The sequence below is a fragment of the Cellulomonas uda genome, from assembly GCF_006538705.1.
GTDB classification, from domain to species: domain Bacteria; phylum Actinomycetota; class Actinomycetes; order Actinomycetales; family Cellulomonadaceae; genus Cellulomonas; species Cellulomonas uda.
In genome coordinates this window covers 1-24,308 of record NZ_BJLP01000047.1, presented here as the reverse complement: position 1 = coordinate 24,308, position 24,308 = coordinate 1, and the positions used below count along the sequence as shown (strand labels likewise).

General features: G+C 72.9%; 22 protein-coding genes. 13 read left to right on the top strand and 9 right to left on the bottom strand.

Annotated elements, in window-relative coordinates; genetic code table 11:
• On the top strand, positions 1-993 hold the full coding sequence (locus CUD01_RS12915) for a TerC family protein (RefSeq protein WP_141321618.1): 993 nt from the start codon (positions 1-3) through the stop codon (positions 991-993).
• Between the two features lie 71 nt (positions 994-1,064).
• Here CUD01_RS12915 and CUD01_RS12910 read toward each other — a convergent pair whose 3' ends face one another.
• On the bottom strand, positions 1,065-1,349 hold the full coding sequence (locus CUD01_RS12910) for a YciI family protein (protein WP_141321616.1): 285 nt from the start codon (positions 1,347-1,349) through the stop codon (positions 1,065-1,067).
• 90 nt (positions 1,350-1,439) lie between these two features.
• Between CUD01_RS12910 and CUD01_RS12905 the strand changes: the two genes are divergently transcribed.
• Together CUD01_RS12905 and CUD01_RS12900 are read left to right on the top strand one after the other, a co-directional pair.
• Positions 1,440-2,255, top strand: a complete 816-nt coding sequence (locus CUD01_RS12905; RefSeq protein ID WP_141321614.1) for an aldo/keto reductase — start codon at positions 1,440-1,442, stop codon at positions 2,253-2,255.
• Positions 2,256-2,304: 49 nt separating this feature from the next.
• Positions 2,305-3,462, top strand: a complete 1,158-nt coding sequence (locus tag CUD01_RS12900) for an acyl-CoA dehydrogenase family protein (protein WP_141321612.1) — start codon at positions 2,305-2,307, stop codon at positions 3,460-3,462.
• 24 nt (positions 3,463-3,486) lie between these two features.
• On the opposite strand, the gene CUD01_RS12895 is transcribed toward CUD01_RS12900, so the two are convergent.
• On the bottom strand, positions 3,487-4,200 hold the full coding sequence (locus CUD01_RS12895) for an MBL fold metallo-hydrolase (protein WP_141321610.1): 714 nt from the start codon (positions 4,198-4,200) through the stop codon (positions 3,487-3,489).
• Positions 4,197-5,990, bottom strand: a complete 1,794-nt coding sequence (locus CUD01_RS12890) for a glycoside hydrolase family 15 protein (RefSeq protein WP_243860943.1) — start codon at positions 5,988-5,990, stop codon at positions 4,197-4,199. The genes CUD01_RS12895 and CUD01_RS12890 overlap by 4 nt, the downstream gene beginning before the upstream one ends.
• 285 nt (positions 5,991-6,275) lie before the next feature.
• Here CUD01_RS12890 and uvrA point away from each other — a divergent pair, with 285 nt between their 5' ends.
• Positions 6,276-9,137: an excinuclease ABC subunit UvrA gene (gene uvrA / locus CUD01_RS12885; protein WP_141321608.1), complete on the top strand. Its 2,862-nt coding sequence runs from the start codon at positions 6,276-6,278 to the stop codon at positions 9,135-9,137.
• 65 nt (positions 9,138-9,202) lie between these two features.
• Here the strand turns inward: uvrA and CUD01_RS12880 are convergent, their stop codons facing one another.
• A complete protein-coding gene (locus CUD01_RS12880; protein ID WP_094180066.1) occupies positions 9,203-9,706 on the bottom strand; it encodes an OsmC family protein in 504 nt (167 codons plus the stop codon).
• Positions 9,707-9,836: 130 nt separating this feature from the next.
• Here CUD01_RS12880 and uvrC point away from each other — a divergent pair, with 130 nt between their 5' ends.
• From uvrC to CUD01_RS12835, 9 genes are all read left to right on the top strand, one after another.
• A complete protein-coding gene (gene uvrC / locus CUD01_RS12875) occupies positions 9,837-11,843 on the top strand; it encodes an excinuclease ABC subunit UvrC (protein WP_141321606.1) in 2,007 nt (668 codons plus the stop codon).
• Positions 11,840-12,781: an RNase adapter RapZ gene (gene rapZ, locus CUD01_RS12870; protein ID WP_141321604.1), complete on the top strand. Its 942-nt coding sequence runs from the start codon at positions 11,840-11,842 to the stop codon at positions 12,779-12,781. Before uvrC ends, rapZ begins: the two co-directional genes overlap by 4 nt.
• A 106-nt stretch (positions 12,782-12,887) precedes the next feature.
• Positions 12,888-13,892, top strand: a complete 1,005-nt coding sequence (locus CUD01_RS12865) for a gluconeogenesis factor YvcK family protein (RefSeq protein WP_141321630.1) — start codon at positions 12,888-12,890, stop codon at positions 13,890-13,892.
• Positions 13,893-13,938: 46 nt separating this feature from the next.
• Complete coding sequence (gene whiA / locus CUD01_RS12860; protein WP_141321602.1) at positions 13,939-14,919, top strand: DNA-binding protein WhiA; 981 nt, start codon at positions 13,939-13,941, stop codon at positions 14,917-14,919.
• A 289-nt stretch (positions 14,920-15,208) separates the two neighbouring features.
• Positions 15,209-16,213, top strand: coding sequence for a type I glyceraldehyde-3-phosphate dehydrogenase (gene gap / locus CUD01_RS12855; protein ID WP_094180063.1), 1,005 nt, complete (start codon positions 15,209-15,211; stop codon positions 16,211-16,213).
• A 120-nt stretch (positions 16,214-16,333) separates the two neighbouring features.
• On the top strand, positions 16,334-17,533 hold the full coding sequence (locus CUD01_RS12850; RefSeq protein ID WP_141321600.1) for a phosphoglycerate kinase: 1,200 nt from the start codon (positions 16,334-16,336) through the stop codon (positions 17,531-17,533).
• A 3-nt stretch (positions 17,534-17,536) separates the two neighbouring features.
• A complete protein-coding gene (gene tpiA, locus CUD01_RS12845; protein ID WP_094180061.1) occupies positions 17,537-18,331 on the top strand; it encodes a triose-phosphate isomerase in 795 nt (264 codons plus the stop codon).
• A 152-nt stretch (positions 18,332-18,483) separates the two neighbouring features.
• Positions 18,484-18,729: a preprotein translocase subunit SecG gene (gene secG, locus CUD01_RS12840; RefSeq protein ID WP_094182170.1), complete on the top strand. Its 246-nt coding sequence runs from the start codon at positions 18,484-18,486 to the stop codon at positions 18,727-18,729.
• An 11-nt stretch (positions 18,730-18,740) separates the two neighbouring features.
• On the top strand, positions 18,741-19,088 hold the full coding sequence (locus tag CUD01_RS12835) for an RNA polymerase-binding protein RbpA (protein WP_094180060.1): 348 nt from the start codon (positions 18,741-18,743) through the stop codon (positions 19,086-19,088).
• Between the two features lie 28 nt (positions 19,089-19,116).
• Here the strand turns inward: CUD01_RS12835 and CUD01_RS12830 are convergent, their stop codons facing one another.
• The 5 genes from CUD01_RS12830 to tal are packed head-to-tail and all read right to left on the bottom strand — an operon-like array spanning position 19,117 to position 24,195.
• A complete protein-coding gene (locus CUD01_RS12830) occupies positions 19,117-19,815 on the bottom strand; it encodes an O-methyltransferase (protein WP_141321598.1) in 699 nt (232 codons plus the stop codon).
• A gap of 18 nt (positions 19,816-19,833) precedes the next feature.
• Positions 19,834-20,604, bottom strand: coding sequence for a 6-phosphogluconolactonase (gene pgl, locus CUD01_RS12825; protein WP_141321596.1), 771 nt, complete (start codon positions 20,602-20,604; stop codon positions 19,834-19,836).
• Positions 20,601-21,530, bottom strand: coding sequence for a glucose-6-phosphate dehydrogenase assembly protein OpcA (locus tag CUD01_RS12820; protein ID WP_094182169.1), 930 nt, complete (start codon positions 21,528-21,530; stop codon positions 20,601-20,603). The genes pgl and CUD01_RS12820 overlap by 4 nt, the downstream gene beginning before the upstream one ends.
• Positions 21,527-23,068, bottom strand: coding sequence for a glucose-6-phosphate dehydrogenase (gene zwf, locus CUD01_RS12815; RefSeq protein WP_094180057.1), 1,542 nt, complete (start codon positions 23,066-23,068; stop codon positions 21,527-21,529). The genes CUD01_RS12820 and zwf overlap by 4 nt, the downstream gene beginning before the upstream one ends.
• The gene (gene tal / locus CUD01_RS12810) at positions 23,065-24,195 is read right to left on the bottom strand and encodes a transaldolase (protein WP_141321594.1); all 1,131 of its coding nucleotides are present in this window, start codon (positions 24,193-24,195) and stop codon (positions 23,065-23,067) included. Before tal ends, zwf begins: the two co-directional genes overlap by 4 nt.
• Positions 24,196-24,308 lie beyond the last annotated feature (113 nt).

Here is a 24,308-nt window from a genome sequence, read left to right as displayed (position 1 = left end):
GTGGACGTCTCGCTGCTGGTGTGGGCGGTCTCGCTCGGGATCGTGACCGCCCTGCTGGTCGTCGACGTGGTGATCGTGGGGCGCCGGCCGCACGTGCCGAGCACCGCGGAGTGCCTGCGGCACCTCGGGCTGTACGTCGGCCTCGCGGTGCTGTTCGGGCTCGGAGTGCTCGTCACGTCGGGGGGCCAGTACGCGGGTGAGTTCTACGCGGGCTGGCTCACCGAGTACTCGCTGTCGGTCGACAACCTGTTCGTCTTCATGCTCATCATGGGTCGGTTCGCCGTGCCGCGGCAGTACCAGCAGACGGCGCTGCTCGTCGGGATCGTGCTGGCGCTGGTGTTCCGGACCGTGTTCATCCTGCTCGGGTCGGCGATCGTCAGCACGTTCAGCTGGGTGTTCTACCTGTTCGGTGCGTTCCTCGTGTGGACGGCGTGGAAGGTCGCACGTGAGGGGTCGGACGACGGCCCCGACGAGTTCCACCCGCCCCTGCTGCTGCGCCTCGTGCAGCGCTGGTTCCCGTCGACCACGCAGTACCACGGCGTGCACCTGACGGTCGTCGAGAACGGGCGGCGCCTCATCACGCCGATGCTGATCGTCCTGGTCGCGCTGGGCGCGACGGACCTGCTGTTCGCGTTCGACTCCATCCCCGCGCTGTTCGGGCTGACGAGCGAGCCGTACCTCATCATGATGGCGAACCTGTTCGCGCTCATGGGGCTGCGCCAGCTGTACTTCCTGCTCGGTGACCTGCTCGCGCGCCTGGTCTACCTGAACTACGGGCTCGCGGTGCTGCTCGGCTTCATCGGCGTGAAGCTCGTGCTCGAGGCGTTGCACGAGAACGAGCTGCCGGTCATCAACGGCGGTGAGCCCGTGGCGTGGGCGCCGGAGATCCCGATCTGGCTGTCGCTGGTCGCGATCGTCGTGATCCTCGGGACGACGGCGGCCGTGAGCCTGGTGAAGTCCGCGCGCGACGCCCGGGCGGCGCTCACGCCCTGAGCGGCACGCGGGGTCGGTGCGGTGCCGATGCCGTGCCGGTGCCGTGCCGGTGCCGTGCCGGTGCGGCGGGGTCAGGAGGCCCAGGGACCGAGCACGACGTCCCAGCCGCGCACCTCGGTCTCGGCGACGAGGCCCTCGCGCTGGAACGGGTCGTCCGCGAGCATCGCCCGCAGGCGCTCCTCGTCGTCCGCGACGAGGACGAGCAGCGCGCCGGGCGCGCCGTCCGTCCACGGTCCGGAGCCCTTGAGCGCGCCCACGTCGGCGAGGCCCGCGAGGTAGGCGCGGTGCTCGGGGCGGAAGTGGTCGCGAGCGTCGGTGCGCTCGTCGTAGGTGTAGCGGACGGCGAAGGTGGCCATGGCGACATCCTGCCCGAACGCGACGTGGGATGGCGCACACCGACCGGCCACCGGCACGCGTCGGGCCTGGTCGGGTGGCAGAGTGGCGGGATGACGACTCGCGTGACGCTCGCCGACGGCATGCGCATGCCGGTCCTCGGCTTCGGGGTCTACAAGGTGTCCGACGAGGCCGCGCAGCCCGCGGTGGCCGAGGCGCTGACGGCGGGGTACCGGCTCGTCGACACGGCGACGCTGTACCGCAACGAGGCCGCGGTGGGGCGCGCGGTGCGCGCCAGCGGCCTCGACCGGGACGACGTCTTCGTCACGACGAAGCTGTGGAACGACGCGCAGGGCGACCGCGCCGAGGCGGCGTTCGAGGAGTCGGTCGGGCGCCTGGGGCTCGGCGCGCCGGACCTGTACCTGATCCACTGGCCCGCTCCGGCGCGGGAGCAGTACGTGCCGACGTGGCGCACGTTGCTGCGGCTGCGCGACGAGGGCCGCGTGCGGTCGGTGGGCGTCTCGAACTTCCAGCCCGACCACCTGGAGCGCATCGTGGAGGACTCGGGTGAGGTGCCCGTGGTGAACCAGGTCGAGCTGCACCCGTACCTGCAGCAGCGCGAGCTGCGCGCGCTGCACTCCGAGCTCGGCATCGTGACGCAGGCGTGGTCGCCGCTGGGCCGGGGCGCCGTCCTGGAGGATCCCGTCCTGCTCGACATCGCGCGTGAGCACGGCGCGAGCGTCGCGCAGGTGGTCCTGCGTTGGCACCTCGACCTGGGTGTCGCGGTCGTCCCGAAGTCGGTGACGCCCGCGCGCATCCGCGAGAACCTCGCCGGGGCGGACCTCGAGCTGACCCCGCGGGACCACCAGCGGATCGCGGCGCTCGACCGCGGTGAGCGCTCCGGCTCCCACCCGGACCTCGTGAGCTGACCCCGCGGCACCCGATCACCGACCGACCCGAGCACGAGACGAGGCGACCATGGCGCGCGAGCTGCGCACACTCCTCACCGACGACCTGCTGACCCGTGTGCACGAGCGCGCCGCGGCTCACGACCGCGAGAACACGTTCCCGCACGACGACCTCGCGGAGCTCGCGGAGGCCGGCTACCTGCGGGCGTTCGTGCCGCGGCGGCTCGGTGGTTCAGGGCTCACCCTGGAGGAGGTCGCACGCGAGCAGGTCCGGCTCGCCGCCGCGGCGCCCGCGACGGCGCTGGCCGTGAACATGCACCTCGTCGTGACCGGCCTGGCGGCGCAGCTCGTCGAGCGCGGGGACGAGGCGTTCGAGTTCGTCCTGCAGGACGCGGCGGACGGTGAGGTGTTCGCGTTCGGCAACTCGGAGGCCGGCAACGACCTGGTGATGTTCGGCTCGCGGACCCGCGCCGAGCGCCAGGCGGACGGGGGCTACAGGTTCTTCGGCACCAAGATCTTCACGTCCCTGTCGCCCGTGTGGACGCGGCTCGCGACGTTCGGTCTCGACGACTCGGACCCGGCCGACCCGCGCCTCGTCCACGGCGTCGTCGGGCGGGAGGGCGTCACGGCCAAGGACGACTGGGACACGCTGGGTATGCGTGCCACGCAGTCGACGACGACCGTGCTGGACGGCGCCTACGCGCCGCCCGGGCGTGTGTACCGCAGCCTGCCCGCCGGGCCGTCCGCCGACTCGTTCATGTTCGCGTTGTTCTCCGTGTTCGAGATCCTGCTCGGCGCGGTCTACACGGGCATCGGGCGCCGCGCGGTCGAGCTCGCGGTCGCGGCCGCTCGTCGTCGGACCTCGCTCAAGAACGGAGGGCGAGCGTATGCGCAGGACCCCGACATCCGGTGGCGCATCGCCGACGCCGCGCTGCTGCAGGACGGCGCCGAGCTGCAGGTGTTCGCGCTCGCGCGCGACGTCGACGAGCGGGTGGACCACGGCGCGCGCTGGTTCGCCCAGCTCGTGGGGCTCAAGGTCCGCGCGACGGAGTCGGCGCGCCAGGTCGTCGAGCTCGCGCTGCGCGCGTCGGGCGGCGGGTCGTACTTCAGCGGCAACGAGCTGGGCCGGCTCTACCGAGACGTGCTCGCGGGGATCTTCCACCCGTCCGACGACGAGTCCGCGCACGCGACGGTGGCCACGTCCGTGCTCGGCCCGCCGGAGGCCTGACGCGCCTACGGCGCGCGAGCGCCGTCACCAGCCCCGGGCGCGCCACTGCGCGAGGTGCGGACGTTCCGCCCCGAGCGTCGTGTCGCGCCCGTGACCGGGGTACACCCACGTCTCATCGTCGAACCGGTCGAAGACTCGGGCGACGACGTCGTCGTACAGCGACGTGAAGTCCTGCGGGGTCGTGGTGCGGCCGACCCCACCGGGGAACAGCGAGTCGCCCGTCAGCAGGTGCACCCGGCCGGGCGCCGCGCCCGGGACGTGCGTGTGCTCGGGCTCGCGGTAGGCGAGCGCGACCGACCCGGGCGTGTGGCCGCGCAGCGCGACCACCTCGAGCGTGACGTGCCCGACGACCAGCAGGTCGCCGTCGTGCAGGCGCCGCCCGACCGGCACGCCCGTCGCCTCGGTGATCGCGTCCGCGTCGTCGGCGCCGGCGGCCGTCCGCGCACCCGTCACCGCGACGACCGACGCGAGCGCTCCGACATGGTCGCGGTGCCGGTGCGTCGTGACGACCAGGTCGAGCCGGGCGCTCGCGTCGCCCTCGCGCACCAGCGCGAGCAGGCGGTCCGGGTCGGCGGCGGCGTCGACGAGCAGCTGCGCGCCGTCGCGGCGGCACGTCAGCAGGTAGGCGTTGTTGTCCATCGGCCCGACCGACGCCTTGCGGAGCTCGACCTCGTCGAGCACCCGCACCGCGGTCGGGCCGCCGGGCGTCACGTGACCGGTCCAGGGTGCCGTGCTCATGCGGGTCCCTCCGAGGCGCCCGTGGCCAGCCCGACGGCGTGGGCCGCACGCACGAGCGCGAGGTGCGACAGCGCCTGGGGCACGTTGCCGGCCATCCGGCGCCCGACCGGGTCGTACTGCTCGGCGAGGAGACCGACGTCGTTCGTCAGCCCGACGAGCCCGTCCAGCACCTCGCACGCCTCGTCGACCTGCCCCGTGCGGGCGAGCGCCTCCGCGAGCCAGAACGAGCACGCGAGGAAGGCGTGCTCGCCGCCGGGCACACCGTCGTCGGTCCGTTCGGTGCGGTAGCGGCGCAGCAGCCCCGGGGCGACCTCCAGCTCGGCGCGCACCGCGGCGAGCGTGCCGAGGACGCGAGGGTCGTCGGGCGGCAGGAAACCGACCTGGAGGATCTGCAGGAGCGAGGCGTCGGTGTGCGTCGCGCCGTAGTGCTGCACGAACGTCCCGCGGTCCGCGTCCCAGCCGTGGGCCAGCACGTCCGCATGGATCTCCGCACGCGCCGCGCGCCAGCGGTCGACCGGCCCGGACAGGCCGTGCTCCTCGACGGCGCGCACCGCGCGGTCGACCGCGGCCCAGGCCATGACCTTCGAGTGCACGAAGTGCCGGGGGTCGCCGCGCACCTCCCAGATCCCGCGGTCCGGGTCGCGCCAGTGCCGCAGCAGCGCCTCGAGGAGGTGGCGCTGGAGCGACCACGAGTCCGCGGACTCGGTGATCCCGGCACGGCGTGCCTCGTGCAGCGCGCACATGACCTCGCCCAGCACGTCGTTCTGGACCTGGCCGACCGCGGCGTTGCCGAGCCGCACCGGGCGGGAGCCGGCGTAGCCCGGCAGGTGTCCGAGCTCACGCTCGGGCAGGTCACGCCCGCCGTCGACGCGGTACATGATCTGCAGGTCGGTGGGGTCGCCGGCGACGGCGCGCAGCAGCCAGTCGCGCCACTGGGTCGCCTCGTCGCGGAACCCCTGCTCGAGGAGCGCCTCGAGCGTCATCGCGGCGTCGCGCAGCCAGCAGTAGCGGTAGTCCCAGTTGCGTGCGCCGCCGAAGTCCTCGGGCAGGCTCGTCGTCGCCGCGGCGGCGATGCCGCCCGTCTCGAAGTCGGTGAGGAGCCGCAGCACGAGCAGCGAGCGCACGACGGCCTCGCGGTGCGGCCCCGCGTACCGTGCGCCGCGCGCCCACAGCCCCCACGCGACGCGCGTCGTGTCGACCCGGGTCGCCGCCGCCAGGGGCGGTGGCACCGGCTCCCACGAGCGTGACCACGTGAGGTCGAGCTCGAGCTCCTCGCCCTCCCGCAGCTCGAACGCGTCGCGGTGCCGGTGGTCGTCGGCGTGCGGCAGGCGCGTCCCGCGCAGGACGAGCGCGTCCGGTCCGGCCACCGCGCGGATCCGCGCGTCGGGGCCGCCGGTGCGCGTGACCCACGGCTCGATGCCGCCGTAGCCGAAGCGCACCACCCACTCGTGCTCGACGCGCACCGTGCCCCGCGTGCACCGCACGTGCCGCACGAGGTCCGCCCGTCCGTCGGAGATGGGCATCGAGTCGGTGACGACGGCGGTGCCGGTGGGGGAGCGATACGTCGTCTCGAGGACGAACGAGTCGTCGAGGTAGCGACGCGTGACCTCGTGCGCGTCGGGGACGGTCAGCAGCCAGCGGCCGTTGTCCTCCGTGCCGAGCAGTCGTGCGAAGCACGCCGCCGAGTCGACGTGCGGCAGGCACAGCCAGTCGATCGAGCCGCGGCGGGAGACGAGCGCGGTCGTGCGCCCGTCGCCGACGACCGCGTACTCGGCGACGGGGACGGGCAGGGGCTCGGGTCCGGTGGACGCGATCGACGCGGTGGGGCCCGTGGGCGGATCGGCGGCGACGGTCGGTTCGTCGGTCACTGTCGGTTCGTCGGTCGCTGTCGGTTCGTCGGTCACCGTCGGGTCGCCGGTCGTGGTCGGTTCTGTCGTCATGGTGCGTCCCAGCATGGGGTGATCGGGCACGCTCGGCACGACGACGGCGCCGGGGCGGCCGCGGGTGGCGTGGCTGCTCACCAGGAGGATCGAACGGGTGTGCGATTGTCAGCGGTGGAACGTAGACTGCACGCCGTGAACGACCGTCTGGTGGTGCAGGGTGCCCGCGAGCACAACCTCCGCAACGTCGACCTGGACCTGCCTCGGGACCAGCTGATCGTCTTCACCGGCCTGTCCGGGTCGGGGAAGTCGTCGCTGGCCTTCGACACGATCTTCGCCGAGGGGCAGCGGCGGTACGTGGAGTCGCTCTCGGCGTACGCGCGCCAGTTCCTCGGGCAGATGGACAAGCCCGACGTCGACTTCATCGAGGGGCTGTCGCCCGCCGTCTCGATCGACCAGAAGTCGACGAACCGCAACCCGCGCTCGACGGTCGGCACGATCACCGAGGTGTACGACTACCTGCGCCTGCTGTTCGCGCGCGCCGGGACGCAGTACTGCCCCGTCTGCGGCGAGCGCGTCACCGCGCAGACGCCGCAGCAGATCGTCGACCGGCTGCTCGAGCTGCCCGAGGGCACGCGGTACCAGGTGCTCGCGCCCGTCGTCCGCGGCCGCAAGGGCGAGTACACGGACCTGTTCGGAGAGCTGCAGGCGAAGGGCTTCTCTCGCGCGCGCGTCGACGGGGAGGTCGTGCAGCTCACGGCACCGCCGACGCTCGAGAAGAAGCTCAAGCACGACATCGAGGTCGTGGTCGACCGGCTGGTCGCGCGCGAGGGCGTGCAGCGCCGCCTCACCGACTCGGTGGAGACCGCGCTCGGGCTGTCCGGCGGGCTGCTCGTGATCGACCTGGTGGACCGCGACGCCGAGGACCCGGACAAGGAGCGCCGGTTCTCCGAGCAGCGGGCGTGCCCGAACGACCACGTGCTCACGCTCGAGGAGGTCGAGCCGCGCACGTTCTCGTTCAACGCGCCGTACGGGGCGTGCCCGGAGTGCACCGGCATCGGCTCGCGTCTCGAGGTCGACCCGGAGCTCGTCGTGCCCGACGAGGAGCTCAGCCTCGCGCAGGGCGCGGTCGCCCCGTGGGCGCAGACCTCCTCGGAGTACTTCGAGCGCGTCATGTCGGCTCTCGCCGACGAGATGGGCTTCGCCATGGACGTGCCGTGGCGCGCGCTGCCGCAGCGCGCGAAGGACGCGATCCTGCACGGCCGCAACCACAAGGTGCAGGTCCGCTACCGGAACCGGTGGGGTCGCGAGCGCCAGTACTCCACCGGGTTCGAGGGCGTGATCACGTTCCTCGAGCGCCGGCACGCCGAGACCGAGTCGGAGTGGAGCAAGGACAAGTACGAGGGCTTCATGCGTGAGGTCCCGTGCCCGACGTGCCAGGGCCAGCGGCTCAAGCCCGAGGTGCTCGCCGTCAAGGTCGGCGGGCGGTCGATCGCGGAGGTCTGCGAGCTGCCGATCCGGGAGGCACGCGACTTCCTCGACACCCTCGCGCTCGGCGAGCGTGAGCGGCAGATCGCGGCGCAGGTGCTCAAGGAGATCCAGGCGCGCCTGGGCTTCCTGCTCGACGTGGGCCTGGACTACCTGTCGCTGATGCGCCCGGCGGCGACGCTCTCGGGCGGCGAGGCCCAGCGCATCCGGCTCGCGACGCAGATCGGCTCCGGCCTGGTGGGCGTCCTCTACGTGCTCGACGAGCCCTCGATCGGCCTGCACCAGCGGGACAACCGACGCCTGATCGACACGCTCACGCGTCTGCGCGACCTGGGCAACACGCTCATCGTCGTCGAGCACGACGAGGACACCATCCGGATGGCCGACTGGATCGTGGACATCGGCCCGGGCGCGGGAGAGCACGGTGGTCGCGTCGTGCACTCGGGCGACCTCGCGGGGCTGCTCGCCTCGAACGAGTCAGTGACCGGCGCGTACCTGTCGGGACGTCGGCAGATCCCGATGCCGGCCGACCGGCGCCCGGTCGACCGGTCGCGGCTCGTGACCGTGCAGGGCGCGCGGGAGCACAACCTGCGCGGCATCGACGTGTCGTTCCCGCTGGGGGTCCTGACGGCCGTCACGGGCGTGTCGGGCTCCGGCAAGTCGACGCTCGTGAACTCGATCCTGTACACGGTGATGGCGAACGAGCTCAACGGCGCGCGCCAGGTCGCCGGCCGGCACAAGCGCGTCACGGGGCTCGACCAGCTCGACAAGGTCGTGCACGTCGACCAGGGCCCGATCGGCCGCACGCCGCGCTCGAACCCCGCGACGTACACGGGCGTGTGGGACAGCATCCGCAAGCTGTTCGCGGAGACGACCGAGGCGAAGGTCCGCGGCTACACGCCGGGGCGGTTCTCGTTCAACGTGAAGGGCGGGCGCTGCGAGGCGTGCTCGGGCGACGGCACGCTCAAGATCGAGATGAACTTCCTGCCGGACGTGTACGTCCCGTGCGAGGTCTGCCACGGCGCGCGGTACAACCGCGAGACGCTCGAGGTGCACTTCAAGGGCAAGACGGTCGCGGACGTGCTCGACATGCCGATCGAGGAGGCCGCCGAGTTCTTCAGCGCGGTCCCCGCGATCAGCCGGCACCTGCGGACGCTCGTCGACGTCGGTCTGGGGTACGTGCGCCTGGGCCAGCCCGCGCCGACGCTGTCGGGCGGTGAGGCGCAGCGCGTCAAGCTCGCCTCCGAGCTCCAGCGGCGCTCGACGGGCCGCACCGCGTACGTGCTCGACGAGCCCACCACCGGACTGCACTTCGAGGACATCCGCAAGCTGCTCGGGGTGCTGCAGTCGCTCGTCGACAAGGGCAACACCGTGATCGTCATCGAGCACAACCTCGACGTCATCAAGAACGCCGACTGGGTGATCGACATGGGTCCCGAGGGGGGCTCGGGCGGCGGCACGGTCGTCGCGGAGGGGACGCCCGAGCACGTCGCGGGAGTGTCCGCGAGCCACACGGGCCGTTTCCTCGCCGAGGTGCTGGAACTCGAGCCCGCGGCGGTCTCGGCCTGAGCGTGCGCATGGCCCCCGCCGACCGCCGCGCCGCGCGCGTCGGTGCGGTCCTGCCGGTGCGCTCCTCAGACCCGCTCGAACGCCACGGGGACGGGCTCGTGCCGCACGGTGAAGTTGACCGAGCGCGCGACGAAGCAGTGCTCGTGAGCGCGGTGGTGCAGGTCGGCCAGGACGCCGTCGGTCACAGGCTGCCCGTCGGCCAGCACCCGGGTGCGGACGACCACGCGCGGGCGCAGGACGACCTCGGTGAACTGCCCGTGCCCGGCCGCCTCGATCCGCATGGTCCCGGACGCGGCGTCGGCGTAACCGACGACGACCACGCCCGCTGCCGCCGCGAGGTGCAGGAACCAGAGCATGTGGCACTGGGCGAGCGCGCCCACGACGAGGTCCTCCGGCGACCACCGCGACGGGTCTCCCCGGAAGCCCGGGTCCGAGGTGCCCGGCAGGGGCAGCTTGTCGCCCGACGTGAGCTCGTGGTCGCGACCGTACGACGTGTACGTCGACGTCCCCGCCTCGCCCGCTCCGGTCCAGGTCAGGTCCACCGAGTAGGAGTGCAGCAGCTGCGCCATGTCGACACGCTAGCGGCACCCGGTGCCGGGCGCGGGCCGTGCCGTCGTCCGGCGTGGCGGCCGGCCGGTCGAGCCCTCGACGGCCCGGGGCACCCTGGGGTGTGTCCGCGGTGCGAACTAGGCTCGGACCATGGCTGATCCCGCGACCTACCGACCGGCACCGGGGGAGATCCCCGACTCGCCGGGCGTGTACCGGTTCCGCGACGGTGACGGCCGCGTCATCTACGTCGGCAAGGCCAAGAGCCTGCGGCAGCGGCTCAACAGCTACTTCCAGGACGTGGCGGGGCTGCACCCGCGCACGCAGACGATGGTGACCACGGCGGCGTCGGTGCAGTGGACGGTCGTGGGCACCGAGGTCGAGGCGCTCGCGCTCGAGTACTCGTGGATCAAGGAGTTCGACCCGCGGTTCAACGTGAAGTACCGCGACGACAAGTCGTACCCCTACCTGGCGGTCACGCTCGCGGACGAGTTCCCGCGCGTGCAGGTGATGCGCGGCGCCAAGCGCAAGGGGACGCGGTACTTCGGCCCCTACGCGCACGCGTGGGCGATCCGCGAGACGGTCGACCTGCTGCTGCGCGTGTTCCCCGTGCGCACCTGCTCGGCGGGGGTGTTCAAGCGCGCGCACCAGCAGGGACGCCCGTGCCTCCTCGGCTACATCGACAAGTGCTCCGCCCCGTGCGTGGGACGGATCTCGCCCGAGGACCACCACCGGCTCGCGCAGGACTTCTGCGACTTCATGGCCGGGGACACCACCCGGTTCGAGAAGCGGCTGACCCGCCGCATGCAGGAGGCGGCCGCGGAGCTCGACTACGAGCGCGCCGCACGCCTGCGCGACGACATCCAGACGCTGCGCCGCGCGACGGAGCGCAACGCCGTGGTGCTCCCGGACGGCACCGAGGCGGACGTGTTCGGCCTCGCGGGCGACGACCTCGAGGCCGCGGTGCAGGTGTTCCACGTGCGCGACGGTCGGATCCGGGGCCAGCGTGGCTGGGTCGTCGAGAAGGTCGAGGACGTCGACGACGCGGGCCTGGTGGAGCACCTGCTGCAGCAGGTCTACGGCACGGACGAGGCGGACGGCACCGCGGTGCCGCGCGAGGTGCTGGTGCCGGTGCTGCCGACCGACGTCGACCAGGTCGAGTCGTGGCTCACGGGGCTGCGCGGCTCGCGGGTACGGGTCCGCGTGCCCCAGCGCGGGGACAAGCGCGAGCTGGCGGCGACGGTGCACCGCAACGCCGAGCACGCGCTGAACCTGCACCGCACCCGGCGCGCGGGCGACCTGACGTCGCGCAGCCAGGCGCTGCGCGAGATCCAGGAGGCGCTGGGCCTGGACACCGCGCCGCTGCGGATCGAGTGCTACGACGTCTCGCACAACCAGGGGACGTACCAGTCGGCGTCGATGGTCGTGTTCGAGGACGGCCTCGCCCGCAAGAGCGAGTACCGCCTGTTCTCGGTGCGTGGACGGCACGGCGAGGGCGCGGCCGACGACACCGAGGCCATGCACGAGGTGATCACGCGCCGGTTCCGCCGTTACCTGGCGGAGCGCTCCGAGTCGGGCGACGTCGAGCTCGGTGACGCGGACGCGGAGGACGGTGAGCGGTTGGTCTCGGGCCCGATCGACGAGACGACGGGGCGGCCGCGTCGGTTCGCGTACCCGCCGAACCTCGTCGTCGTCGACGGCGGCCCCCCGCAGGTCGCCGCGGCCGCGCGGGCGCTCGAGGAGCTCGGGATCGACGACGTGGCGCTGTGCGGCCTCGCGAAGCGGCTCGAGGAGGTGTGGGTGCCGGGCGACGACTACCCGGTGATCCTGCAGCGCAGCTCGGAGGGCCTGTACCTGCTGCAGCGCGTGCGCGACGAGGCGCACCGGTTCGCGATCACGGCGCACCGCAAGCGACGCAGCAAGGGCATGACGGTGTCGGTGCTCGACGACGTCCCCGGGCTGGGACCGGCGCGGCAGAAGGCGCTGCTGCGGCACTTCGGCTCGGTCAAGCGCCTGCGGGCGGCGAGCGTCGAGGAGATCGCTTCGGTCCCCGGCATGGGGGAGCGGACGGCCGCCGCGGTCGTCGCCGCGCTCGCGCCGGACGACACCGCCGCGCCCACCGAGGCTCTCGCCCCGTCCGCTGGCATGCTGGGGACATGACCGAGCCCTCGCCCATCACGGTCCCGGCCGGGATCCCGGCGATCGACGCCGCGACCGAGCACCCCCGGCTCCACCAGCCCCAGGTTCTCGTCATCACGGGCATGTCGGGTGCGGGGCGCACGCGGGCGGCCGCGGTGCTCGAGGACCTGGACTGGTATGTCGTCGACAACCTGCCCGCGCAGATGCTCACTCACCTCGTCGGGATGCTCACCAGCGGCCCGCCCGAGACGCGCGCCCACCGCGTCGCCGCGGTCATCGACGTGCGCGGGCGCGGGTTCTTCGACGACCTCGCCGAGGTCCTCGGCGGGTTGCGCGCGGCGGGTGTCGAGTACCGGATCCTGTTCCTCGACGCGTCGGACGAGGTGCTCGTGCGCCGCTACGAGCAGGTGCGCCGGCCGCACCCGCTGCAGGGTACGGGCACGCTGCTCGACGGGATCCGCGAGGAGCGCGCGGTGCTGTCGGACATCCGCGAGCGCGCGGACAACGTGATCGACACGTCCGAGCTCAACGTGCACGACCTCGCGCGGCAGGTCCGATCGCTCGTCGCGGGGGACGCGGACGACCACCTGCGCGTCAACGTGACGTCGTTCGGGTTCAAGTACGGCATCCCGCTCGACGCCGACCACGTCGTCGACGTGCGGTTCCTCGCGAACCCGTACTGGGTGACGGAGCTGCGGCATCTCACGGGGCGTGACGGCCCGGTGCGCGACTACGTGCTGGGGCTACCGGGGGCGACGCAGTTCGTCGACCGGTACGTCGAGGCGCTCGAGCCGGTGCTGGCCGGCTACCTCAACGAGGAGAAGCGCTACGTGACCATCGCGGTGGGCTGCACGGGCGGCAAGCACCGGTCGGTCGCGATCAGCGAGGCCATCGCCGCGCGGCTGCGTGACGCGGGGCACCGTGTCACGGTCGCCGCGCGTGACCTGGGCAAGGAGTGAACGGGTCGGTCACCCGGGCCGGGCGCCCGACCACGGGAGGACGACGAGGCCGCGGGGCGGTCCGGTGAGCGCCGAGGTCCGCGGGGCGCCCACACCGGCGAGCGGCGTGGGGCCGGTCCCGGGCGCCCGCTCGTCGCACCACGGCCCGGCGGTGGTGGCGTGCGGCGGCGGGCACGGCGTCTCGGCGACGCTCTCGGCGCTGCGGCTGATGACGGACCAGATCACCGCGGTCGTGACGGTGGCGGACGACGGGGGCTCGTCCGGTCGGCTGCGCGACGAGCTCGCGGTGCTGCCCCCGGGCGACCTGCGGATGGCGCTGGCGGCGCTGTGCGACGACTCCGACTGGGGGCGCACGTGGCGTGACGTGCTGCAGCACCGGTTCGCGACGGACGGCCCGCTCGACCAGCACGCGCTCGGCAACCTGCTGATCGTGACGCTGTGGGAGCTGCTCGGGGACCCGGTCGCGGGTCTGGACTGGGTGGGCAGGCTCCTGGGCGCGCGCGGGCGGGTGCTGCCGATGACCGAGGTCCCGCTGCTCATCGAGGCGGACGTGCGTCGACCGTCCGGCGTGCTGGAGACGGTGCGCGGCCAGAGCGCGGTGGCCCGCACGACGGATCCGATCGTGCACGTGCGCCTGGTGCCGTCGGACCCGCCCGCGTGCCCGCAGGCGGTCGAGGCGGTCGAGCGTGCGCAGTGGGTCGTGCTGGGGCCCGGCTCCTGGTACACGTCCGTGCTGCCGCACCTGCTCGTGCCCGACCTGCGGGCCGCGCTGCACCGCTCGCCGGCCCGGGTCGTCGTCGTGCTGAACCTCTCGCCGGAGGAGCACGGCGAGACGGCGGGCCTGCGCGCGGAGGACTACCTGTCGGTGCTGCACGACCACGCTCCCGAGCTCGCGGTCGACGCGGTCATCGCCGACCCGCGTGCGGTCGAGGACGTGTCCCGCCTCGCGGCGCACTGCGAGGCTCGTGACGCTCGTCTCCTGCTGCGGCAGGTGGGCCGGTCGGACGGCACGGCCCGGCACGACCCGTTGCGGCTGGCCGCGGCACTGCGTGACGTGGTCGAGGGCGTGCTCGGCGACGTGCACACGGGAGCGGGCCGTCCGCGGCGGTGACGTCAACCGTCCACCGGCGCCCCGTGCAACTGGCAGGATGACGCCCATGGCGTTGACGGCACAGGTGAAGGACGAGCTCGCCCGACTCCAGGTGGACAAGACCTCCTGCCGCAAGGCCGAGGTCGCCGCGACCCTCAGGTTCGCGGGCGGCCTGCACATCATCTCGGGCCGGATCGTCATCGAGGCCGAGCTCGACACCGCGATCGCCGCGCGCCGGCTCCGCCAGGCCGTCTCGGAGGTCTACGGCCACGAGAGCGAGATCATCGTCGTGTCCGGTGGCGGTCTGCGCCGCGGGAGCCACTACGTGGTGCGGGTCGTCAAGGACGGCGAGTCGCTCGCACGCCAGACGGGGCTGCTCGACAACCGGGGCCGTCCGGTGCGCGGCCTGCCCCCGCAGGTCGTCGCGGGCGGGATCGCGGAGGCCGAGGCGGCGTGGCGCGGTGCGTTCCTCGCGCACGGCTCGCTCACCGAGCCGGGCCGGTCGTCGTCGCTCGAGATCACGTGCCCGGGGCCCGAGGCGGCGCTCGCGCTCGTCGGCGCGGCACGGCGCATGAACATCCCCGCCAAGGCGCGCGAGGTGCGCGGCGTCGACCGCGTGGTGATCCGCGACGGCGACGCGATCGGGGCGATGCTCACCCGGATCGGGGCGCACGAGGCGATGCTCGTGTGGGAGGAGCGGCGCGTGCGCCGCGAGGTGCGGGGGACCGCGAACCGGCTCGCGAACTTCGACGACGCGAACCTGCGTCGGTCGGCCCGGGCCGCGGTCGCGGCCGGGGCGCGCGTCGAGCGCGCGTTCGAGATCCTGGCCGAGGACCTGCCGGAGCACCTGCGGGAGGCGGGTCAGCTGCGGCTCGCGCACAAGGACGCGTCGCTCGAGGAACTGGGCAAGCTGGCCGACCCGCCGCTCACGAAGGACGCGGTCGCCGGTCGGATCCGGCGGCTGCTCGCGACGGCCGACAAGCGGGCCGCCGAGCTCGGCATCCCGGACACCGAGGCGGGTCTGTCGCCCGACCTGCTCGACCTCTGAGCGGAGTCGGCAGCGCGTCCGCACGGCGCCCGTCCGCGCAGGTCGCGGCGGATCCCAGCACGTGGACAGCGGGCCGGTCTGGGACCTTCGCTGCGTGCTCCTCGGGCCCGGGGGTATAGGCTCGGGACATCCGATCGTCACACGGTCGTCACGCGCTGGGCATGAACCGGTCTGGTCAAGACCTTCGCCCGGTATCGCGGCGGTCGCGGGCGTGAGGCACGCACATCGGCGTGCGGGAACCCACCACCACATTGTGCGCCGACCCCGTCGGCGCTGCCGAGGAGGGCACGTGACCATCAAGGTCGGCATCAACGGCTTCGGCCGCATCGGTCGGAACTTCTACCGGGCCATCATCGCGTCCGGCGCGGACATCGAGATCGTGGGTGTCAACGACCTCACGGACAACAAGACGCTCGCGCACCTGCTGAAGTACGACACGGTGCTCGGCCGCTTCCCCCTGAGCGTGGACTTCGACGACGACAACATCATCGTCGACGGCAAGAAGATCCGTGCGCTCGCCGAGCGCAACCCCGCCGACCTCCCCTGGGGCGAGCTGGGTGCGGACATCGTCATCGAGTCGACGGGCTTCTTCACCGACGCGACCAAGGCCAAGGCGCACATCGACGCCGGCGCCAAGAAGGTCATCATCTCGGCTCCCGCCAAGAACGAGGACGGCACGTTCGTCGTCGGCGTGAACCACGAGCTGTACGACCCGGCGACGCAGCACATCATCTCGAACGCGTCGTGCACGACGAACTGCCTCGCCCCGCTGGCGAAGGCGCTCAACGACTCGATCGGCATCGAGCGTGGCCTCATGACCACGATCCACGCCTACACGGGTGACCAGAACCTGCAGGACGGCCCGCACCGCGACCTGCGTCGCGCTCGCGCCGCCGCGCAGAACATCGTCCCGACCTCGACCGGTGCGGCCAAGGCCGTCGCCCTCGTGCTCCCGGAGCTCAAGGGCAAGCTCGACGGCTACGCGCTGCGCGTGCCGACGATCACCGGCTCGGCCACGGACCTGACCTTCACCGCCTCGCGCGAGGTCACGGTCGAGGAGGTCAACGCCGCGGTCAAGGCCGCCGCCGAGGGCCCCCTCAAGGGCGTGCTGTCCTACGTCGAGGACGAGATCGTCTCGAGCGACATCGTCACCGACCCGCACCAGAGCATCTTCGACTCGAAGCTCACCAAGGTGTCGGGCGACCTGGTCAAGGTCGTCTCCTGGTACGACAACGAGTGGGGCTACTCCAACTCGCTCGTCGCGCTGACGTCGTACGTGGGCGAGCGTCTCTGACGCCCCTGCGGCACCCGTAGCACCACAGCACATGCGTCCGCGTGCGCCCCGGCCACGGCCTCGGCGCACGCGGACGCTGTCGTTGTGACCCCTGTCCACCCGGTACCCCTGGTAGGAGCCATGAAGACCATCGAGGACCTCGGCGACCTGCGCGGCAAGCGCGTGCTCGTCCGTTCCGACTTCAACGTGCCGCTCGACGGCACGACCATCACCGACGACGGCCGCATCCGGGCCGCGCTGCCCACGCTGACGGCGCTGCTCGACGCCGGTGCGCGCGTCGTCGTGACCGCGCACCTGGGCCGCCCGAAGGGCGCGCCCGAGGCCAAGTACTCGCTCGCGCCCGTCGCGGCGCGCCTCGGCGAGCTGCTCGGCAAGCCCGTCGCCCTCGCCGAGGACACCGTCGGCGAGTCCGCCCGGGCGACCGTCGCGGCGCTGCAGGACGGCGAGATCGCCCTGCTCGAGAACATCCGCTTCGACCCGCGCGAGACGAGCAAGGACGACGCGGAGCGCGCGGCGCTCGCCGACGACCTCGCCGCCCTGGCCGACGCGTTCGTCTCGGACGGCTTCGGCGTGGTGCACCGCAAGCAGGCGTCGGTGTACGACGTCGCGCTCAAGCTGCCGCACGCGGTTGGCAACCTCGTGCTCAACGAGGTCTCGTCGCTGCGCAAGGCGACCGACGACCCGGCGCGCCCCTACGTCGTCGTGCTCGGCGGCTCGAAGGTGTCGGACAAGCTCGGCGTCATCTCGAACCTGCTCGGCAAGGCCGACCGCCTCGTGATCGGTGGCGGCATGCTGTTCACGTTCCTCGCGGCCAAGGGCTACTCGGTGGGGTCGTCGCTGCTCGAGGCCGACCAGATCGACACGGTCAAGGGCTACCTCGCGCAGGCCGAGAAGGACGGCGTCGAGATCGTCCTGCCGGTCGACATCCGCGTGGGCGACTCGTTCGCCGCGGACACCCCGGTCGCGGTCGTCCCGGCGGACCAGATCCCCGACGGCAAGATCGGCCTCGACATCGGCCCCGAGTCGGAGAAGCTGTTCGCGTCGAAGATCGTCGACGCCAAGACGGTCGTCTGGAACGGCCCTGCGGGCGTGTTCGAGTTCGAGGCGTTCGCCGGCGGCACCAAGGCCGTCGCACAGGCGCTCATCGACGCCGGCACGGCAGGCGCGTTCACCATCGTCGGCGGCGGCGACTCGGCCGCGGCCGTGCGCACGCTCGGCTTCGACGAGTCCGGGTTCGGCCACATCTCCACCGGTGGCGGCGCGAGCCTGGAGTTCCTGGAGGGCAAGACCCTCCCCGGCATCGCCGTCCTGGAGGACTGACGCATGGCTCAGCGCACCCCGCTCATGGCGGGCAACTGGAAGATGAACCTGGACCACCACGAGGCGGTCCACACGCTCCAGAAGCTCGCGTGGACGCTCAAGGACGGCAAGCACGACTACGCCACGGTCGAGGTCGCGGTCATCCCGCCGTTCACCGACCTGCGCAGCGTGCAGACGCTCGTCGACGCGGACAAGCTCGAGATCGTGTACGGCGCGCAGGACGTGTCGGCGCACACCTCGGGCGCGTACACGGGCGAGATCGCGCCCGCGTTCCTCACGAAGCTGGGCGTCACCTACGCGGTGATCGGCCACTCGGAGCGTCGCGAGTACCACGCGGAGGACGACGCGCTCGTCAACGCGAAGGTCAAGAACGCCCTGGCCGGCGGCCTCAAGCCGATCCTGTGCGTCGGCGAGAAGCTCGAGTCGCGCAAGGCCGGTGAGCACGTCCAGGTGACGCTCGCGCAGCTCGACGGCGGTCTCGAGGGTCTGACCGCCGAGCAGGTGCGCGAGGTCGTCGTGGCGTACGAGCCCGTCTGGGCCATCGGCACCGGCGAGACCGCGACCCCCGAGGACGCGCAGGAGCTGGCCGGGGCGATCCGCCGTCGGGTCGCCGAGCTGTACGACGCGGAGACGGCCGAGGCCGTCCGCGTGCTCTACGGCGGTTCGGTGAAGTCGTCGAACGTCGCCTCGATCATGGCGAAGCCGGACGTCGACGGCGCGCTCGTCGGTGGTGCGAGCCTCGACCCGGAGGAGTTCGCGAAGATCGTGCGCTACCAGTCCCACGCGGTCGGTCTCTGACCTGACCCGCACGACGCCCCGGTGCAGCCGTCTCACGGACGCGCGCACCGGGGCGTCGGATGTGGCTTCCCGGGCGACTCGTCGCCTACCCTGTACCCCGGCCCGCACTCCTGGCGCGGGCGACCGGACCGCTAGTGAGGATCGACACCGACGTGACCGCCCTGAAGATCTCGATGCAGGCGCTGCTGGTCCTGACCAGCCTGCTCCTCGTTCCGCTGGTGCTCCTCCACAAGGGCAAGGGCGGTGGCCTGTCCGACATGTTCGGCGGCGGCATCACGTCCAGCGCCGGCAGCTCCGGTGTGGCCGAGCGCAACCTCAACCGGATCACCATCGGGGTCGCGCTCGTGTGGACCGCGGTCATCGTGGTGCTGGGCCTCATCGAGCGCTACGACGGCTGAGGCGGGCGACCATGGCGAGCGGTAACGCGATCCGGGGCTCCCGCGTCGGCGCCGGCCCGATGGGCGAGGCGGAGCGCGGGGACGCGGCTCCGCGCATCTGGATCTCCTACTGGTGCGCGAACGGGCACGAGACCCGCCCGAGCTTCGCGGAGGAGGCGGCCGAGGAGGCCCCCGTCACGTGGGACTGCCCGCGCTGCGGTTTCCCCGCCGGGCAGGACCAGGAGAACCCGCCGGCCCCGGTCCGCAACGAGCCCTACAAGACGCACCTCGCGTACGTGAAGGAGCGTCGGTCCGACGAGGACGGCGCCGCCATCCTCGACGAGGCGCTGGCCGCGCTGCGAGCCCGGCGCGGCGGCTGAGCCCGAACGCTCTCAGGGCAGCACGCGCTCAGGGCAGCACGCGCAGGAGCGCGAAGCCGTCGTACCCCTTGACCCCGACCGTCTGGACGACGGTCGCGTCGAACCGCGGGTGGTCGGCGAGCAGGTCGACCATGCGCCGGACCCCTTGCACGCGGTCGTCGGGGTGGTCCGGGTCCACGACGGCACCGAGACGCACGACGTTGTCGACCACGACGAGCGCGCCGGGCCGGACCAGGGGCAGGGTGCGCTCGAGGTAGAGCGCGAGCTGCTGCTTGTCCGCGTCGACGAACACGAGGTCGAACGGCTCGACGCCGCGTGCCGCGAGGGCGACCAGTGCGTCGGCGGCCGGGCCGACGAGGATCTCGACCTGCTCACCGACGCCCGCGGCGTCCAGCGACGACCGCGCGACGTCGGCGTGGTGCTGCTCGAGCTCGAGCGTGACGACCCGGCCGTCGGGCGGCAGCGCCCGCGCGAGCCAGAGCGTGCTGTACCCACCGAGAGTGCCGATCTCCAGCACCCGGCGGGCGCCCGTGAGCGTCGCGAGCAGATGCAGCAGCTTGCCCTGGTTGGGCGCGACCGCGATGTCCGGCAGACCGGCCGCCTCCGCCCTGGTCCGCGTGTCCACGAGCGCGTCGTCCTCCGGCGTCAGCACGGCGAAGTACTCGTCGACACGGGACCACAGCGCCTCCTGGCCTTGTGGGACGTCCTGGGTCGGTCGGCCGGTCATGTGCGCTCCCTCGTGCGGTCAGGCGGTGGTCGCGCCCCCGGGCCGCCCGGCGGCGGCTGCCGCGTCGACGAGCCACAGCGTGCGCTCGGTGCCGAGCGCACCTGCGGCCGGGGTGGTCTCGACGGGGGCCGACGCGAGCGCGGACGCGACGGCGTCCGCCTTCTCGGAGCCCGCGGCGACGACCCACACCTGGCGGGCCGTGCGGATGGCGTCGAACGTGAGCGAGACCCGCAGCGGCGGCGGCTTGGGTGACCCGTGCACCCCGGTCGTCGCGCCGCGCGCCCCGAGCGCCGGGTGGCCGGGGAACAGGGACGCGACGTGCCCGTCGGGACCCATGCCGAGGAGCAGCACGTCGAACGCCGGGACGTCCGCGTGGTCGGACGCGAACCGCGCGAGCTCGGTCGCGTACGCCTCCGCGGCCGCCTCGGGCGTGGTCACGAGCGTGTCGAGGGCGGGGACGGCGTGGACGTTCTCAGCCGGCAGCGCGTCGGCGAGGGCGGTCAGCAGCGCGTCGCGCGCCTGCGTCTCGTTGCGGTCGCCGTCGCCCTCGGGCAGGAACCGCTCGTCCCCCCACCAGACGTGCACCTGCGACCAGTCGACGGCGTCGCGCACGGGGGAGGAGGCCGCGGCGGCGAGCGTGCGGATCCCCACGGTCCCGCCGGTGAGCACGACGTGCAGGGGAGCGCGGTGCGACTGGGCGTCGACGAGAGCGACGAGCAGCCGTGCCGCGGTGGCCTGCGCGAGCACCTCCGCGTCGGGGTGGACGACGACCTCGCGTGGCGTGGTCATGCGGCCGGGATCTTCGGCAGGCCCTTGGTGAGCACGTCGCCGTAGACCTCGTCGGGGTCGAGACGGCGCAGCTCCTCCGCGAGGCACTCGCGCAGGTGACGGATCGGCAGCGCGATGCGGTGCTCGGGCTGCTCGGGCTGTCGCAGCGCGGCCGTCTTGCCGTCGGGCCGGTCGAGCACGATGTCCCCGGACGCCCGCTCCAGCCGGACCTGGATGATCGCGGGGGCGTCGTCGATCCGCTCGACCTCGACCGGGCAGCGCAGCGCGTGCGCGAGCCAGGCCGCGACCATGTCGACCGACGTGTGCGTCGTCTGCCCCGAGACGACCGCGCGACGCACCGGCTCGAACGGCGGCTGCTCGAGCGTCGCGGCGATGAGACCGCGCCACAGGGTCGCGCGCGTCCACGCGAGGTCGGTGTCGCCCTCGCGGTAGGAGTCCGCGAGCGTCCGCAGCCACCGACCGGGGTCCGACGAGCGGACGGAGTCGGTGATGCGCCGCTGAGCCATGCGCCCGAGCGGGTGCTCGGAGGGCACCTCGGGCGGCTCGTACGGCCACCAGGCGACGATGGGCGCGTCCGGCAGCAGCAGCGGCATGACGAGCGTGTCGAGGTGCTCGGCGACCTCGCCCGTCGGCCGCAGGATGATGACCTCGCTCGCACCCGCGTCGCCGCCGAGGCGGATCTGGGCGTCGAGGCCCACCTCGGACGGCGCGGCGCCCGCACGCTGCGACGTGATGAGGATGACGCGGCAGGGGTGCTCGCGGCTCGCGTCGTTCGCGGCGGCGATCGCGTGCTCGGGGTCGTGGTCGCCCGTGTCCACGACGAGCGTCAGCACGCGCCCGAGGGCGACCGCACCGCCTTCGTCGCGCTCGGTGAGCAGACGCTTGGCGACCGCGCGCGTCGTCGTGCCCGGCATGTCGATGATCACGGCAGCCTCCACTGGCGCCCGTCGCGCGCCATCATCTCGTCGGCCGAGGCCGGTCCCCACGTGCCCGCCCGGTAGCCGTCCGGCTTCCCGTGGCGCGCCCAGTACTCGATGATCGGGTCGAGGATCTTCCAGGAGAGCTCGACCTCGGTGTTCTGCGGGAACAGCGGCGGGTCGCCCAGCAGGACGTCGAGGATCAGCCGCTCGTACGCCTCGGGCGACGCCTCGGTGAACGCGTGCCCGTAGCCGAAGTCCATCGTGACGTCACGGACCTCCATCTGCGTGCCCGGGACCTTGGCACCGAACCGCAGCGTGACACCCTCGTCGGGCTGCACGCGGATGACCAGGGCGTTCTTGCCGAGCTCCTCGGTGGCGGTCGACTCGAACGGCAGGTGCGGCGCCTTCTTGAAGACGACCGCGATCTCCGTGACGCGCTTGCCGAGCCGCTTGCCGGTGCGCAGGTAGAACGGCACGCCCGCCCAGCGACGGGTGTCGATGTCGACGCGGATCGCGGCGTACGTCTCCGTCGTCGAGTGCGGGTTGAAGCCCTCCTCCTCGAGGAAGCCGACGACCTGCTCGCCGCCCTGCCAGCCCGCGGTGTACTGACCGCGGGCCGTGTGCCGGCCGATGTCGCGGGGCACGCGCACGGCCGAGAGCACCTTCTCCTTCTCGGCCCGCAGCGCGGTCGCGTCGAACGAGACGGGCTCCTCCATCGCGGTGAGCGCGAGGAGCTGCAGCAGGTGGTTCTGGATGACGTCGCGAGCGGCCCCGATGCCGTCGTAGTAGCCCGCGCGTCCGCCGATGCCGATGTCCTCGGCCATCGTGATCTGCACGTGGTCGACGTAGTTCGCGTTCCAGATCGGCTCGAACAGCTGGTTCGCGAAGCGCAGCGCCAGCAGGTTCTGGACCGTCTCCTTGCCGAGGTAGTGGTCGATCCGGAAGATGTCGTCCGGTCGGAACACCGACGAGACGATCTCCTGCAGCTCGCGTGCGCTGGCGAGGTCGTGCCCGAACGGCTTCTCGATCACGACGCGGCGCCAGCGGCCCTCCTGCGGCTGCGACAGGCCGGACCGCGACAGCTGCTCGCACACGATCGGGAACGAGGACGGCGGCACCGACAGGTAGAACGCGTGGTTGCCACCCGTGCCGCGGGACACGTCGAGCTCCTCGACGGTGGTCCGCAGACGGTCGAACGCGGCGGCGTCGTCGAACGTGCCCTGCACGAACCGGATGCCCTCGGAGAGCTGGCGCCACGTCGCCTCACGGAACGGGGTGCGCGCGTGCTCCTTGACCGAGTCGTGCACGATCTGCGCGAAGTCCTGCGTCTCCCAGTCGCGGCGGGCGAAGCCCGTGAGCGCGAACCCCGGGGGGAGCAGGCCGCGGTTCGTCAGGTCGTACACCGCCGGCATGAGCTTCTTGCGCGCCAGGTCGCCCGTGACACCGAAGATCACGAGGCCGCACGGGCCCGCGATGCGCGGCAGGCGGCGGTCACGCGGGTCGCGCAGCGGGTTCGTCCCCTGCGCGACCTTCGCGAGGCTCACGAGGCGTCCGCCGCGCGGTCGGCAGCCTGGCCGAGACCCTCGGCGACCTTCGCGAGGAGCTGCTCCCAGCTCGCCTCGAACTTGGCGACACCCTCGACCTCGAGCTCGTGCGCGACGTCGTCGATGTCGATGCCGAGCGCGACGAGCCGGTCGAGCAGCGCGGCCGCGTCGGCCTGCGTGCCGGTCACGGTGTCGTGGCCGTCGCCGCCGTGGTCGGCCACGGCGTCCAGCGTCTTCTCCGGCATGGTGTTGACGACGCCCGCGACCACGAGCTCGTCGACGTACAGCGTGTCGGGGTAGGCCGGGTCCTTGACGCCGGTCGACGCCCACAGCGGGCGCTGCGGGTGCGCGCCGGCCGCGGCGAGCGCCTGCCACCGGTCGGACGCGACGACCTCCTCGTAGATGCCGTAGGCGAGCCGCGCGTTCGCGATCGCCGCCTTGCCGCGCAGCTCGGCGGCCTCGGGGGTGCCGAGCGCGTCGAGGCGCGGATCCACCGCGGCGTCGACGCGCGAGACGAAGAACGACGCGACCGAGGCGACCGGCGCGAGGTCGTGCCCGTTCGCGCGCGCCTGCTCGAGCCCGTCCTGGAACGCGTCGAGGACCGCGGCGTAGCGCTGCAGCGAGAAGATCAGCGTGACGTTGACGCTGATGCCCTCGGCGAGCACGGCGGTGATCGCCGGCAGCCCCTCGAGCGTGGCGGGGATCTTGATGAAGACGTTCGGCCGGTCCACGGCGGCCCACAGCGCCTTCGCGGACGCGACCGTGGCCGCCGTGTCGTGCGCGAGCCGGGGGTCGACCTCGATCGAGACGCGCCCGTCCTGGCCGCCGGTGGCGTCGTACACCGGGCGCAGCACGTCGGCCGCGGCCCGCACGTCGTCCGTGGTGATCGCGAAGACGGCCTGGTCGACGTCCGCGCCCTGCGCGGCGAGCGCACGCAGCTGCTCGTCGTACGCGTCGCCCTGGCTGATCGCGGCGGCGAAGATCGTGGGGTTCGTCGTCACGCCCACCACGCCGCGCTCGACGAGAGCGGCGAGGTTGCCGGACCGCAGGCGCTCGCGCGACAGGTCGTCGAGCCAGACGGCGACTCCCGCCCCGGTGAGCCGTGCGAGGGGTCCGCTCGGTGCCATGGTCGTTCCTTCCCTCATGCAGCCGGACGGCTGCGCGCGGCTGAGCCGCGAGGCCTCTCGGTCATCCTGACCGGGCGGGCGGCGGGGCGCCTGCTGGAGGGCGCCCCGCCGCC